Below are 15079 nucleotides of genomic sequence, written 5' to 3' on the forward strand. Positions count from 1 at the left end.
AACATATCGCGCATCAAAAATGAGCATCAGGTCGCCCTTGCCTGTGCTCATTTTTTTAATTATTTCCCTGGAAAATGATTCGCTGTGTGCTGTTCTGTTCCACAACAATCACGATTAATGTCACATGTACCACATTTTCCTTGTTTCGAACGTTTGAAAAATTTCACTAGTGTATACAAGGCATATCCGAAAATTGCTAAAAAAATTAAAATGTTAATAATGACTGACACTTTAACCACTCCTTAAACAAATAAATGTCCGATTTGATAAAAAATGAATGTTAAGACATATGCAGTGACTAGAGGATAGACAACTGCAAGTGCCGTCCATTTCCATGAATAAGTCTCTTTACGGATTGCTGCCACTGTAGAAACACAAGGAATATACAATAGTATAAATATCATAAATGCATACGCAGATAGCGGTGTGAATTGATTTTGAATCACATTAACAAGGCCTGCATCACCTGATGAATAGATAATCGCCATCGAACTTACGATAACTTCTTTTGCTAAAAATCCTGGCACTAACGTAGCACCTGCTTGCCATGTTCCAAATCCGAGCGGTTGCACTAACATACCAAAGAAACTACCAACCATATGTAAAAAACTTTGATTGATATTCACATTGATACCATGTGGTCCTACATAACTTAATAGCCAAATGACTACTGAGCCGCCAAAAATAAATGTACCTGCTTTACGAACAAAGCCCTTAGCCTTTTCCCAAGTACTACGCCACAACGTTTTAATGGAAGGCACACGGTATGTTGGCAATTCCACAATAAAGATTGCATTATCATTTTTTAAAATCGTCTTAGTAAGTACTGTACTGACTAAAAATGCCATAATAATACCTAAAACATACAGGCTTAATACTACTAAAGATTGATTCTCTTTGAAAAAGATACCTACGAACAACGCATACACTGGCAGTCTAGCAGAGCATGACATGAATGGTGCAATTAATATCGTTGTTAAACGCTCTTTTTCATTTTCAATACTGCGCGCAGCCATAATACTCGGTACATTACAACCAAATCCGATAATCATTGGTATAAAAGACTTCCCGCTTAAACCGAACGATTCCATAATACGATCCATTAAAACCGCAATACGTGCCATATAACCTGAATCTTCTAATAAAGATATAAAGAAAAAGAGCACAACAATTTGTGGTACAAAGACTAATACTGATCCTACACCAGCAATAATGCCATCTGTAATTAAATCTTGTAAAAATGGTATAACCCCTAGATAATTCATAATCGTCTTCACACTATCTGTAAATGTACCACCTATAAATGCATCGAGTTGATCCGACAAAGGTGTGCCAATCCATGTAAATGTAGTTTGAAAGATCAACCACATAATTGCTAGAAAGATAGGCATCCCTATATATTTATGTGTTAATATCTTGTCTATTCTAGAGCTGAAATATTGCTTATCTTCATCTGGATACGTTACCACGTCTTGCAATAACGTCTCAATATAATGATTGCGTATACGCTCCATCTCTCGACGAACAGATACAGCCCCTACTTGTTCAGCAACTTGATCACGTAAACTCGACAATTTATTTACAACCTCTGAATTAAGTTCGTTTGCAATTTGCATGTTATTTAATAAGAATTGAATCGCAATAAACCTAGCTTGATACTTATCATGAGATGTCTCTGTCATTATTATTTGACACATATTTTTAATTGTCTCTTCAATCTTCTCACCATAATTGATTTTAAAATGCGGTTGATACCCTTCCCCTAGATGCTTTATTTCGCCAAGTAAATATTTTGTTCCTTTGCCTGTACGTGCCACAACTGGAAAAATAGGTGTTTTTAACTTTTTCATCAATTTATGATAATCGATTTTTATCCCGCGCTTTGTAGCTACATCAATCATATTTAATCCGATGTATATTGGTTGATTAAGTTCTAACAATTGTACTGTTAATTGCATATTTCTTTTTAGTTGACTCGCATCAACAATGTTAATGATTCCTGAAAATGAATCGTTTAATAAATAGTCTGTCACTACAGTTTCATCTTTAGAAATCGGCGATAAATCATATGTACCTGGTAAATCAATTAATTGTCCTACATTTTCTTTAAGTTTCCCTACTTTTTTCTCTACCGTTACGCCACTCCAGTTGCCTATATATTCATACGAACCAGTTAAAGCGTTAAACAAAGATGTTTTACCAACATTAGGATTTCCTAAAATACAATAATTTTCCATTCGTCCGGCTCCTATTCTTCTAATGCAATAGAACAAGCATCGCAATGTCTAATACTTAACTGTTGTCCGTTTACTTCAATAATACATGGCCCTTTAAATAAACATTTTTGTTTAATCGTTATGATAGCGTCATCTGTTAACCCAAAGGCACTTAGACGATACAACATATTCTCATTAGCAATATCCATTCGCTTTATTTTATAAGCCTTATTCATTTCACCATTTTTAATGTTTAACATACTATTTCGCTCTCCTATTAGAAATAATAATCATTATCACTTAAAAATCATAACCCTTAAAATTGTAGCTCGCAATACTTTATTTAAATAATTTTCATTTTTCATGTAAAATTTGTGACATTGCAAAAATGTTTTGTATAATCACTTCCATGCAAAAAACCTCCGCTTCAAATGTCATTGATAGACATTTAAAGCGGAGGCATGTACATGTTATTTTATGATTTATTTCGTAGATTTTTTTCTAACAATTGATTGAGCTTTTCAATATTTTTATTCAACTGTTCTATATTCGTTGCTTGTTGTTTTGAATTTAGTTGATGCTTGTTTTGATAATCTATTAAAGCATCATATAAGAACAATGAACTTGCTGATTGCTGTTTCACTTCTTGGTACAATGCCATCGTTTTATCATCTAGTACTATTGAATGTGCATCATCTTGCCCATGTGCATCTTGATGTTTCGATACATTTGTTGCACCTTGTGGATATACTTTAAAGGTTGTGTCGTATGTTTCCTTACTATCTTTAGCTTCAGATTCCTGTGATTCAACCGTTTTATATTTTTCAAGTGCATGTCCTTCAATATCAACTCGTGGAATAATGCGATTCAACCATGCTGGTAAATACCACGAACCTTTTCCAAACAATTTCGTTAATGCAGGAATTAACATCATTCTGACTACGAAGGCATCAAAGAGTACACCAAACGCTAATGCCATACCCATTGATTTAATCATGACATCTTCTTGGAATACAAACGCAAAGAAGACACTAAACATAATTAATGCAGCTGCTACAATAACAGGACCGCTTTCTTTCAATCCTACTTTGATAGAATAATCATTATCCCCTGTTTTACTATATTCTTCATGAATTCGCGACATAAGGAAGACTTCATAATCCATCGCTAATCCAAATAAGATACCTATAGTAATAACCGGTAAAAATGCTAGCATTGGTCCTGTCGTTTCAATACCAAACAGACCTTTCATAAAACCATCTTGCATTACTAATGTTGTAAATCCTAATGTTGCCATTAATGACAAGACGAATCCTAAAACTGCTTTTAATGGTATTAGAATTGAACGGAAGACAATCATTAATAAGAAAAATGCTAATACAACAATGACTGAGGCAAATAAAGGTATCGCCTCATTTAACTTTTTAGACATATCAATATTAATGACACTTTGTCCCGAAATCTCCGTTTTGAACCCATATTTATCTTGTGCATCTTTATGATAATCTCGTAAATCATGCACTAAATCATTTGTACTCTCTGCATTAGGCCCTTGCTTAGGTATTACGACCATCAAAGCGTAATCATTATCTTTACTCATTTGTGGCGGCGTAACGATATCTACATTTTTCTTATCTTTAATATCTTTATATACAGACTGTAAATCTTGTTGTAATCCTTGTGGATCATCCTTTTTATCTTTCACATTTATCAACATCGGAATTTGGCCATTAAATCCTTCACCAAATTTATCCGAGATTATATCGTAAGCTTTTTTCTGTGTAGAATCTGCTGGTTTAACACCGTCATCTGGAATACCAAGTCGCATATGACTAACTGGTATTGCAGCTGCTACTAATATGATTAAACCTAGTAATACTGCCGCAAGTGCATTTCCTGTAATAAATTTAGACCAAGGCGTATCAATATCTTTTTTAAAATTAGACTGCAATTTGTTCACTTTAATGCGTTTATGGAAAATACTAATTAACGCAGGTAATAAAGTCAGTGCACTGAATACAGCAAATATAACACTAATTGCCGAAGCAAACCCCATCACTGCTAAGAAGTCAATGCCTACTAATGATAAACCACATACGGCAATTACAACTGTTACACCAGCAAAAACAACTGCACTACCTGCTGTTCCTATTGCAAGACCAATGCCTTTAATGTAATCTGTTTCAGTTTTCATAACTTGTCGATATCTGAATAAAATAAACAAAGCATAATCGATACCAACTGCTAGTCCAATCATTACGGCTAATGTCAATGTGACATTTGGTATATCAAATGCATAAGTTAACAAACTGATAATACCTACACCAGAGGCTAGACCAATCAATGCACTTATAATTGGTAATCCTGCAGCAATGACTGAACCAAATGTAATCAATAACACTACAAATGCAACAATAATACCAACTAGTTCAGAATTACCGCCTACTTCTGTAGATGTCATTCCTGTACCAGTTAACTCTGTTTGTACATTATGATTGTCACGTAAGTCTTTCAAATGACTTTTAACATTATCTCTAGAGCCATCTTTTAAAGATGTTTGACTAACGTCATATGTGATATCTGCAAATGCTGTTGTTTTATCTTTACTAATTTGCTTATTTTCATAAGGATCTGATATTTTATCAATGTGCTTGTCATCTTTTTTAATATCATCTAACGTTTTCTTAATATCTTTAGTAATGTTCGGTTGCACAATACCATCATCTTTAGTCGTCTTAAAGACAACACGTATTTGTGCCTTTTCACTATCTTGATTAAAATGTTTTTCAATCTTTTTATTCGTATCTAACGACTCTAATCCTGTCATTTTAATATCATTGTCAAATTTCGGTGCATTTGTAGCAAGTGGTATCAATATTGCAGCTACAATCACTATCCATGCAATGACCGCGGACCATTTATGTTTTGCGATGAATGTCCCCATCTTATATAAAAATTTTGCCAAAGTATATTGCCTCCTTTTAAAATCAACGTTATAGTTTAAATATACAGTGTAGATTATTGTTCGATTATAGTATCTATCCCCGACCTCTTAAAGAATCAATTGGAAAATTTTGTATATTAAACTACACACAAAGGAGAAATGTAGATGAAAGAGACTGATTTACGAGTTATAAAGACAAAAAAAGCATTGTCGAGTAGCTTGCTACAATTGTTAGAACAGCAATTATTCCAAACGATTACTGTCAATCAAATTTGCGACAATGCACTCGTACACCGCACAACATTTTATAAACATTTTTATGATAAATATGATCTTCTAGAGTATTTGTTCAATCAATTGACTAAAGACTATTTCGCCAGAGACATTAGCGATCGCCTTAACCATCCATTCCAAACGATGAGTGATACGATTAATAATAAAGAGGATTTGAGAGAAATCGCAGAATTCCAAGAAGAAGACGCTGAATTTAATAAAGTATTAAAAAATGTCTGCATTAAAATTATGCATAACGATATCAAAAATAATAGAGACCGTATCGATATTGACAGCGATATCCCAGATAATCTCATATTTTATATTTATGACTCGTTGATTGAAGGTTTTATACATTGGATAAAAGATGAAAAAATTGATTGGCCTGGCGAAGATATTGATAACATTTTCCATAGATTAATCAATATTAAGATTAAATAGTAGATGAGAAACTCATGAGCGTTACCAACATTCATAATAAAAACGATAGTGTACACGTTAATGAATTCGTGTACTACTATCGTTTTTTATTTTTATCGTGCTTATCGCTATTAAAATAACTGATACACAACACATAAACTATGAAGAAAAAAATAAATCCGCTATCTAAATGACTTTGACTCAGTTGTTTAAATGACCAAATTGCTAATACAATTGCCATGATTATTAAAATAACATATCTCACATTCTTATGCCTATAATCCTTTTCTAAAAATATGGTTGCTATTACTTAATTTTTAAAGTTATAAATAAAAAGAGCCAACCGCAATGGATGGCCCTTGTTCATTATGAAGCATTAGAACATTTCTGAAACAACCTTTTGTTCTAAGAAGTGTAATAAGTAGTCTGGGCTACCTGTTTTAGCGTCCGTACCTGACATTTTGAAACCACCAAATGGATGGTATCCAACAACTGCTGAAGTACAACCTCTGTTAAGGTATAAATTACCTACATCAAATTCGTTTACCGCTTTAATCCAATGCTCGCGATTATTTGTAATCACTGCACCAGTTAAACCGTAATCTGTATCATTTGCAACCTCAATGGCTTCATCAAAATCGTTAACTTTCACAAAGCCAACAACTGGACCAAAAATTTCTTCTTGCATGATTCTATCTTTAGATTTAAGTCCTGAAATGATTGTTGGTTCTACAAAGTAACCTTTTGAATCATCAGTGCCGCCACCTTGTTCTAATTTACCTTCTTCTTTACCAATCTCAATATAATTTTTAATCTTATCAAATTGTTTTTTATTAATAACTGGGCCCATATACGTATTGTCTACAGTATTGCCCAACGTTAATTCTTTTGTTAATTTGATTGATTTCTCTAATACTTCGTCATAAACGTCTTTATGCACAATTGCACGTGAACATGCAGAACATTTTTGACCAGAGAAACCAAACGCTGACGTTACAATAGCTTCTGCCGCCATATCTGTATCAATATTTTCATCAACTACAATGGCATCTTTACCACCCATTTCAGCGATAACACGTTTCAAGAAGTTTTGACCTTCTTGAACTACGGCACTACGTTCATAAATTCTAGTACCTGTCGCACGTGATCCTGTAAATGTAACGAAATGCGTATCTTTATGATCAACTAAGTAATCACCAATTTCTTTCGGATCACCAGGAACAAAGTTAACTACGCCTTTTGGTAATCCTGCTTCTTCTAAAATTTCCATTAATTTATAAGCGATATAAGGTGTATCCTCAGCAGGTTTCAATAACACTGTATTACCTGCCACAACTGGTGCTAAAGTTGTACCAGCCATAATCGCAAACGGGAAGTTCCACGGCGGAATTGTAACACCTGTACCAATTGATTTATAGAAATATTTATTGTGTTCACCTTCACGATCAAGTACTGGCTTGCCTTGAGCCAAGTCCATCATTGAACGTGCATAGTATTCAATAAAATCAATACCTTCAGCTGCATCACCAACTGCTTCATCCCATGGCTTACCTGCTTCATAAACCATAATTGCTGCAATTTCCGCTTTTCGACGACGAATAATTGCCGAAACACGTAACATAAGCTCTGCACGATCATTTGCTGACCATGTTTTCCAAGATTTATAAGCTTCGTTTGCTGCTTTAAACGCATCTTCAACATCTTGTTTTGTTGCCTTTGATGCATTTGCAATCACTTGTGATGTGTCTGCAGGATTGATTGATTTAATTTTGTCATCTTTGAAAATCTTCTCTCCATTAATCACTAATGGTATGTCTTGACCTAATTCTTTTTCCACGTCTTTCAATGCTTTCTTAAACATATCCACATTTTCTTGGACTGAAAAATCGTAACCAGGTTCATTTTTAAATTCTACTACCATGTACACTTACCCCCTATAAATTTTGAAAGTGGTTTAACCCTTTGATTTAATGATATAACATCATTTAAACTCATTTTACTATGATTAAGGTTAGTTTTGCAATCGCTTTCATTTTTATACTTTATCACTTATTCTCAAGCATTTTGAAATTGATTGGTTACTTTTTAAAATTTATATGGGTCGCAACTGCTACTTTATCGTTTCGTCATTTAATGTTTCGGATGGTAGGTCATTATCAATTTTACGAACGACTTTACAAGGGTTTCCAACCGCTAAGCTGTGTGGCGGAATATCTTTAGTGACAACACTACCAGCACCAATCACACTACCTTCTCCAATCGTCACCCCTGGTAGCACGGCTACATGACCGCCAAACCAAGTATTACTGCCAATATGAATGGGTCCGGCTTTTTCAAAACCTTCATTTCTATGATGAAAATTAAGTGGATGTGTCGCTGTGTAGAATCCACAATTAGGTCCTATAAAAACATTATCGCCAATTGTAATCTGTCCACCATCCATAAAATAACAATTGGTGTTTACATAGACATTTTTTCCTAGTTTAACGTTCCAACCATAATCTGCATCAAAAGGAATCGAAATACTTACATTGTCTGTTGTTGTTTGAAATAATTGATCAATTAATTCCTTTCTTTTATTTGTAGCACTCGGTCTTGTATGATTTAATTCAAAGCAAATATCTTTCGCTCGTGCACGTTCATTGATTAAGTCTTGATCAAAGTTTGCATCGTACCATTTTTCTGCTAACATTTTTTCTTTTTCAGTCATTACACCTTTCAACTCCTAATAACTTATTTACTTGTTTAAAAGTTAATCAAATAAACATTCGCCTATGCAACTAATACGCTATAACATTATGAAATCATGACCTTATCACCCTTATCTATACAATTCTCGCATCAAATACTGCTAAAGTAGTAGATAAATTCAATACTACAGACGCATTCATTTTTTAATCTATTAACGTACAATGTGAGTAAGAGAAATATAAAGGAGTATGATAGCGATGAGAATATTAATTACAGGCACAGTTGCTATCTTAATCATTTTAGGTTTGGTCAAAACGATACAAGATTACGAAATGACAAACGACACGAGTCGTCAGTTGTCAGACAACAAAGATGATGATAAAGTCATCCATCTTAATAATTTTAAAAATTTACATGCGAAAGAATTTAACCCATCTGATTTCTTTTAAGTCACCTAAGAATTGCAAATCCAGAAGTCATTTAAGTTTTACCTTTCATTCATACATCCTTTAATATTAATTACGACTTCTTTTATATAGATGCTAAATAGAGAGATTGTTGTGCAATGTTTGCACGGCAATCTCTCTTTTTCTTTTTAAAATTGGTAAAAGTAAAACGCAACGATTGACTTATATACCTATAGGGGGTACATTAGACGTGTAACAATGAATCACAGGGAGGCAATAATGTGGCTAATACGAAAAAAACAACATTAGATATCACTGGTATGACTTGTGCCGCATGTTCAAATCGTATCGAAAAGAAACTGAATAAACTTGATGACGTTAATGCCCAAGTGAATTTAACTACAGAGAAAGCAACTGTTGAGTATAACCCTAATCAACATGATGTCCAAGAATTTATTAATACGATTCAACATTTAGGTTACGGTGTCACTGTAGAAACTGTCGAATTAGACATTACAGGTATGACTTGTGCTGCATGCTCAAGCCGTATTGAAAAAGTGTTAAATAAAATGGACGGAGTTCAAAATGCAACGGTCAATTTAACAACAGAGCAAGCTAAAGTTGACTATTATCCTGAAGAAACAGATGCTGATAAACTTGTCACTCGCATTCAAAAATTAGGTTATGACGCGTCTATTAAAGATAACAATAAAGATCAAACGTCACGCAAAGCTGAAGCGCTACAACATAAATTGATTAAGCTTATCATATCAGCAGTATTATCTTTACCACTATTAATGTTAATGTTTGTGCATCTTTTCAATATGCATATACCAGCACTATTTACGAATCCATGGTTCCAATTTATTTTAGCTACACCTGTACAATTTATTATTGGATGGCAATTTTATGTAGGTGCTTATAAAAACTTAAGAAATGGTGGCGCCAATATGGATGTACTTGTTGCTGTTGGTACAAGTGCAGCATATTTTTACAGTATTTATGAAATGGTTCGTTGGCTAAATGGCTCAACAACGCAACCGCATTTATACTTTGAAACAAGCGCCGTACTACTTACCTTAATCTTATTCGGTAAGTATTTAGAAGCTAGAGCGAAGTCTCAAACAACCAATGCGCTTGGCGAATTATTAAGTTTACAAGCTAAAGAAGCACGCATTTTAAAAGATGGTAATGAAGTGATGATTCCTCTAAATGAAGTACATGTTGGAGATACACTTATCGTTAAACCAGGTGAAAAGATACCTGTTGATGGCAAAATTATTAAAGGTATGACTGCCATCGACGAATCTATGTTAACAGGTGAATCTATCCCTGTTGAGAAGAATGTTGATGATACTATAATTGGTTCAACGATGAACAAAAACGGTACTATTACTATGACAGCAACAAAAGTTGGCGGGGACACTGCGTTGGCAAATATTATTAAAGTTGTCGAAGAAGCTCAAAGTTCTAAAGCGCCGATTCAACGATTGGCAGATATTATTTCTGGTTATTTCGTTCCTATCGTTGTTGGTATCGCACTATTAACATTTATCGTGTGGATTACTTTAGTTACACCAGGTACATTTGAACCTGCACTTGTTGCGAGTATTTCCGTTCTTGTCATTGCTTGTCCATGCGCATTAGGACTTGCTACACCAACTTCTATTATGGTAGGTACTGGTCGCGCTGCTGAAAATGGTATTTTATTTAAAGGTGGCGAGTTTGTTGAACGCACACATCAAATTGATACCATCGTTTTAGATAAGACGGGTACCATTACAAATGGTCGTCCAGTCGTGACAGATTATCATGGCGACGATCAAACGCTACAACTGCTTGCTACTGCTGAAAAAGATTCTGAACACCCATTGGCAGAAGCCATTGTCAATTATGCAAAAGAAAAGCAATTAACATTAACTGAGACAACAACATTTAAAGCAGTACCTGGCCATGGTATTGAAGCAACGATTGATCATCACCATATATTGGTTGGTAACCGTAAATTAATGGCTGACAATGATATTAGCTTGCCTAAGCATATTTCTGATGATTTAACATATTATGAACGAGATGGTAAAACTGCTATGCTCATTGCTGTTAATTATTCATTAACTGGTATCATCGCAGTGGCAGATACTGTAAAAGATCATGCCAAAGATGCTATAAAACAATTGCATGATATGGGCATTGAAGTTGCCATGTTAACTGGCGATAATAAAAACACTGCTCAAGCCATTGCTAAACAAGTAGGCATAGATACTGTTATTGCAGATATTTTACCAGAAGAAAAAGCTGCACAAATTACGAAACTACAGCAACAAGGTAAGAAGGTTGCGATGGTTGGTGACGGTGTAAATGATGCACCTGCATTAGTTAAAGCTGATATCGGTATCGCCATTGGTACAGGTACAGAAGTTGCCATTGAAGCAGCTGATATTACTATTCTTGGTGGCGACTTGATGCTTATTCCTAAAGCCATTTATGCAAGTAAAGCAACCATTCGTAATATTCGTCAAAATCTATTTTGGGCATTCGGCTATAATATTGCCGGTATCCCTATAGCTGCATTGGGCTTACTTGCGCCATGGGTTGCTGGTGCTGCAATGGCACTAAGTTCAGTAAGTGTTGTCACAAACGCACTTAGATTGAAAAAGATGCGATTAGAACCACGCCGTAAAGATGCCTAGATTCCTTAATAATGAAGGATTCGTTGGTGATTCTGAGATAGGCTAGTGATTGGCTCTATAATGTCGCGGTTTACAGTTGGATCTTCGCTCCAACTGCATATATAGTTACACTTTTCGCTTGGCGAATTAGTGTATCTTGGGAGTGGGACAGAAATGATATTTTCGTAAAATTTATTTCGTCGTCCCACCCCGGCAAGGTTGACTAGAATTGAAAAAAGCTTGTTACAAGCGTATTTTCGTTCAGTCAACTACTGCCAATATAACTTTGTAGAGCATTGAACATTGATTTATGTCTCAGGCTCTCCAACATTATTATAAATAATAAGTACACTACGGTTTACAGTTGGATCTTCGCTCCAACTGCATAAGAGCCACTAATTATTATAAATAATAAGTACACTATGGTTTACAGTTGGATCTTCGCTCCAACTGCATAAGAGCCACTAATTATTATAAATAATAAGTACACTATGGTTTACAGTTGGATCTTCGCTCCAACTGCATAAGAGCCACTAATTATTATAAATAATAAGTGGCTCTAAAAGGAGGTGAATGCTATGTCACAAGAAATTTTAAATGTTGAAGGTATGAGCTGTGGTCACTGCAAAAGTGCTGTTGAATCTGCATTAAATAATATTGACGGTGTCACTTCAGCTGACGTTAACCTTGAAAATGGTCAAGTAAGTGTTCAATATGATGACAGTAAAGTTGCTGTATCTCAAATGAAAGACGCAATTGAAGATCAAGGTTACGATGTCGTTTAATTAGGCAATATTCAACGTCATCAACACCAAATTAAAAAATCGAACTGATGAGAATCCCAACAATCCAAATTATCTCATCAGTTCGATTTTTAATTTACTCGTAACCTAGTATCTCCAGTCTGCAATACATCTAATGTTGCATCTAATGCATCGACAATTAGATTTTTAACTGCAGCTTCAGTATAAAACGCAATATGTGGTGTTAATATGACATCTTCCCTGTCAATCAACGATTCTAACAATGGATCGTTCAGTGTTTTGCCCCTTTGATCACTTGGGAAAAGTTTGCGTTCAAATTCATACGTATCAAGTGCTGCACCTTTAATCACACCATTGTCTAATGCGTCTAATAACGCCTTAGTATCTACTAAAGAACCTCTCGCACAATTGACAAATACTGCGCCCTTTTTAAAATGTTTAAATAATTCAGCATTAAATAGATAATGATTATATTTCGTTGCAGGTACATGTAATGTCACGATATCAGCACCTTCAACCGCTTCCTCTATCGTATCTTTGTAATCGACATACGTTGCAATTTTAGCATTAGGAAACGGGTCGTATGCGACCACATCACTTTGATAACCATTGGCAAATATATCGGCTACTACACGGCCAATTCGACCTGTACCAATAACAGCTACTTTTAAATCTTTAATGGATTTCGATAAAATAGTAGGTTCCCATCTAAAATCATGCTCCCGCACTTTCGTTTGAATTTGATTAAAATGACGAACCACATTAATAGCCTGGTTCACAGCAAACTCCGCAATTGAATTCGGAGAGTATGACGGCACATTTGACACAATCAAGTTATACTTGTTTGCTAACTCCAAATCATATGTATCAAATCCAGCACTACGTTGTGCGATTTGTTTAATACCTAGTTCATTTAATCGTTTATAAACATGCTCTGATAATGGTATTTGTTGTGATAGCGATAAGCCATCATAACCAGCGACACCTTCAACATTGTCATCAGTTAATGCTTCTTTAGTAATATCTACCTCAACATGATGTTTCTCTGCCCACGCCTTGATATAAGGCATATCTTCATCACGTACACTCATGATTTTAATTTTTGTCATTTTAACATCACCCTTAACTTTATTATTCATATAAATATGCTAGTTCTGTTAATCTTATTGCAGCTTCATCTAATTTCTGGTCATCTAACGCCAATGAAATTCTCACATAACGATTACCATTCTCTCCAAATGGTTTCCCTGGAGCAACAAGTATTGACTTCTCTTGCACTAAAAATTGCTCAAATTGCTCGCTGTCATAACCAGGCGGTGTTTCCAACCATACATATATGCCACCTTTAGCATGAACAAATGGCAAATCACCTTTTGTAAGCATGGCTTCGAATCGGTCACGACGTGTTTTAAATACATTGCTTTGTTCTTCTAAAAAATCATCATAATGATTCAAAGCATATATTGCGGCATCTTGTAATGCACCAAACATCCCAGCATTTGTGTGCGTTTGGTACTTTTTCAAAGCTTGAATCATATCTTTATTACCAACTGCAAAACCGACTCTAAAACCTGACATGTTATAACCTTTAGACAAGGAATAAATTTCAATCGCAACATCTTTCCCATTTTCCGAAGCAAGTATACTAGGATTTTTAGCGTCGAAACCGAAAGCACCATAAGCAAAATCATGCACGATTTTAGTGTCTGTACCTTTAAATTTAGCTATCGCTTCATCAAAAACTTCTTTCGTAGCTGTCGATCCAGTTGGATTATTTGGATACGTTAAATAAATGAGTTTTGTTTTATCTATTATTTGTGAATCAACTTTGGACCAATCTGGCAAATAATGTGGCGGTTCTAAATTAAGCGGGACAGGCTTGCCATCAGCTAAAAGTACACCTGCTAAATAATCCGTGTAGCCTGGATCAGGTAGTAATACATAGTCTCCTGGATTGATAACACATGTTGGTACTGCCACTAATCCATTTTTTGTACCATATAAAATGCATACTTCATCTTCTTTATCTAACGTCACATTATATTGTCTTTGATAAAAATCTACAATAGCTTGCTTGAACGCTTCTTTACCATGAAAAGCACCATATTTTTGATTTTCAGGAATAGTTAGTGCTTTTTGAAAATGATCAATAATACCTTGTGGCGTGGGCCCATCAGGGATTCCAACTGCCATATTAATTAATGGCAATGGTCCATGTTCGATTTTACGTCCCATCGTTTTCCCGAAATAACTATCAGGGATATTTGCTAATTTGTTAGAGATCATCAAATTCCTCCTCTATCATTAAACATAGCCTGGGCGACTATCATAATCCTAACAACTTGTATCGCTCTCATTTAGATGGTTACAATGACATCGCCATTCACCGTTATGTTCAACAGAACTTATGACACACGTTGTATTGAATGAATTTATTTTCATTTTAGGTAGGTACAATATTATTGTCAATATTAGGAATTTTCAGATTAATATACACTCAATCGTTATGATTTAACTGTCATGCATATCCGCATGCGCAACCAGTTAGATATGCTTATATAAAGTATAACGCCCCTCAAGGTACGTATTCAAACGTGAACCTTAACAGGCGTCTATTCATTGTTAAATAAAACTTCTTTAGAACTTACTTATTTCACTATGCCTTTTACGTTCCCCTTATACTTTTCTCACATCT

At 34.8% G+C, this 15079-nt stretch carries 13 protein-coding genes; 4 read left to right on the forward strand and 9 right to left on the reverse strand.

Features of this window, described 5'->3' with window-relative positions; genetic code table 11:
* Window positions 1–59 precede the first annotated feature (59 nt).
* The 4 genes from KI230_RS12860 to farE all read right to left on the reverse strand — a co-directional run bounded on the left by KI230_RS12860 (window position 60) and on the right by farE (window position 5181).
* Entirely contained in the window at window positions 60–230 is a 171-nt protein-coding gene (locus KI230_RS12860) for a FeoB-associated Cys-rich membrane protein (RefSeq protein WP_000111118.1), read from the reverse strand.
* 12 nt (window positions 231–242) lie between these two features.
* On the reverse strand, window positions 243–2237 hold the full coding sequence (gene feoB, locus KI230_RS12865) for a ferrous iron transport protein B (protein WP_045178174.1): 1995 nt from the start codon (window positions 2235–2237) through the stop codon (window positions 243–245).
* Between the two features lie 11 nt (window positions 2238–2248).
* The gene (locus tag KI230_RS12870) at window positions 2249–2476 is read right to left on the reverse strand and encodes a FeoA family protein (protein WP_000932073.1); all 228 of its coding nucleotides are present in this window, start codon (window positions 2474–2476) and stop codon (window positions 2249–2251) included.
* A gap of 215 nt (window positions 2477–2691) precedes the next feature.
* Window positions 2692–5181: a fatty acid efflux MMPL transporter FarE gene (gene farE / locus KI230_RS12875; RefSeq protein WP_001051425.1), complete on the reverse strand. Its 2490-nt coding sequence runs from the start codon at window positions 5179–5181 to the stop codon at window positions 2692–2694.
* 144 nt (window positions 5182–5325) lie between these two features.
* On the opposite strand from farE, the gene farR reads away from it, so the two are divergent.
* Window positions 5326–5874, forward strand: coding sequence for a fatty acid efflux pump transcriptional regulator FarR (farR, locus tag KI230_RS12880; protein WP_000665238.1), 549 nt, complete (start codon window positions 5326–5328; stop codon window positions 5872–5874).
* A gap of 76 nt (window positions 5875–5950) precedes the next feature.
* Here the strand turns inward: farR and KI230_RS12885 are convergent, their stop codons facing one another.
* The 3 genes from KI230_RS12885 to KI230_RS12895 all read right to left on the reverse strand — a co-directional run bounded on the left by KI230_RS12885 (window position 5951) and on the right by KI230_RS12895 (window position 8563).
* Window positions 5951–6118 carry a hypothetical protein gene (locus tag KI230_RS12885; RefSeq protein WP_001798825.1) on the reverse strand — a complete coding sequence of 56 codons (168 nt, stop codon included), beginning with the start codon at window positions 6116–6118 and terminating at the stop codon, window positions 5951–5953.
* Between the two features lie 111 nt (window positions 6119–6229).
* Window positions 6230–7774 carry an L-glutamate gamma-semialdehyde dehydrogenase gene (gene pruA / locus KI230_RS12890; RefSeq protein ID WP_000259692.1) on the reverse strand — a complete coding sequence of 515 codons (1545 nt, stop codon included), beginning with the start codon at window positions 7772–7774 and terminating at the stop codon, window positions 6230–6232.
* Between the two features lie 189 nt (window positions 7775–7963).
* On the reverse strand, window positions 7964–8563 hold the full coding sequence (locus KI230_RS12895) for a sugar O-acetyltransferase (protein WP_214958282.1): 600 nt from the start codon (window positions 8561–8563) through the stop codon (window positions 7964–7966).
* Window positions 8564–8801: 238 nt separating this feature from the next.
* On the opposite strand from KI230_RS12895, the gene cwrA reads away from it, so the two are divergent.
* The 3 genes from cwrA to copZ all read left to right on the forward strand — a co-directional run bounded on the left by cwrA (window position 8802) and on the right by copZ (window position 12405).
* On the forward strand, window positions 8802–8993 hold the full coding sequence (cwrA, locus tag KI230_RS12900) for a cell wall inhibition responsive protein CwrA (RefSeq protein WP_001221404.1): 192 nt from the start codon (window positions 8802–8804) through the stop codon (window positions 8991–8993).
* 239 nt (window positions 8994–9232) lie between these two features.
* A complete protein-coding gene (locus tag KI230_RS12905) occupies window positions 9233–11641 on the forward strand; it encodes a heavy metal translocating P-type ATPase (RefSeq protein ID WP_045178179.1) in 2409 nt (802 codons plus the stop codon).
* Between the two features lie 557 nt (window positions 11642–12198).
* Window positions 12199–12405, forward strand: coding sequence for a copper chaperone CopZ (gene copZ, locus KI230_RS12910; protein WP_000076661.1), 207 nt, complete (start codon window positions 12199–12201; stop codon window positions 12403–12405).
* Window positions 12406–12494: 89 nt separating this feature from the next.
* Here copZ and KI230_RS12915 read toward each other — a convergent pair whose 3' ends face one another.
* Both KI230_RS12915 and KI230_RS12920 read right to left on the reverse strand, forming a co-directional pair.
* Window positions 12495–13493 (reverse strand): D-lactate dehydrogenase, encoded by a 999-nt coding sequence (locus tag KI230_RS12915; protein WP_000161366.1) that lies wholly within the window; start codon window positions 13491–13493, stop codon window positions 12495–12497.
* Between the two features lie 22 nt (window positions 13494–13515).
* Window positions 13516–14670 (reverse strand): aminotransferase class I/II-fold pyridoxal phosphate-dependent enzyme, encoded by a 1155-nt coding sequence (locus KI230_RS12920; RefSeq protein WP_045178180.1) that lies wholly within the window; start codon window positions 14668–14670, stop codon window positions 13516–13518.
* Between the last annotated feature and the right edge of the window lie 409 nt (window positions 14671–15079).

It is taken from the genome of Staphylococcus sp. MZ3, from assembly GCF_018622755.1.
In the GTDB taxonomy this organism is placed as follows: domain Bacteria; phylum Bacillota; class Bacilli; order Staphylococcales; family Staphylococcaceae; genus Staphylococcus; species Staphylococcus aureus.

Bases quoted from the DNA above. Each gene is read 5' to 3' on its own strand.
- feoB (WP_045178174.1), bottom strand. From the start codon at position 2,237: ATGGAAAATTATTGTATTTTAGGAAATCCTAATGTTGGTAAAACATCT.
- KI230_RS12870 (WP_000932073.1), bottom strand. From the start codon at position 2,476: ATGTTAAACATTAAAAATGGTGAAATGAATAAGGCTTATAAAATAAAG.
- farR (WP_000665238.1), top strand. From the start codon at position 5,326: ATGAAAGAGACTGATTTACGAGTTATAAAGACAAAAAAAGCATTGTCG.
- pruA (WP_000259692.1), bottom strand. From the start codon at position 7,774: ATGGTAGTAGAATTTAAAAATGAACCTGGTTACGATTTTTCAGTCCAA.
- KI230_RS12895 (WP_214958282.1), bottom strand. From the start codon at position 8,563: ATGACTGAAAAAGAAAAAATGTTAGCAGAAAAATGGTACGATGCAAAC.
- cwrA (WP_001221404.1), top strand. From the start codon at position 8,802: ATGAGAATATTAATTACAGGCACAGTTGCTATCTTAATCATTTTAGGT.
- copZ (WP_000076661.1), top strand. From the start codon at position 12,199: ATGTCACAAGAAATTTTAAATGTTGAAGGTATGAGCTGTGGTCACTGC.
- KI230_RS12915 (WP_000161366.1), bottom strand. From the start codon at position 13,493: ATGACAAAAATTAAAATCATGAGTGTACGTGATGAAGATATGCCTTAT.
- KI230_RS12920 (WP_045178180.1), bottom strand. From the start codon at position 14,670: ATGATCTCTAACAAATTAGCAAATATCCCTGATAGTTATTTCGGGAAA.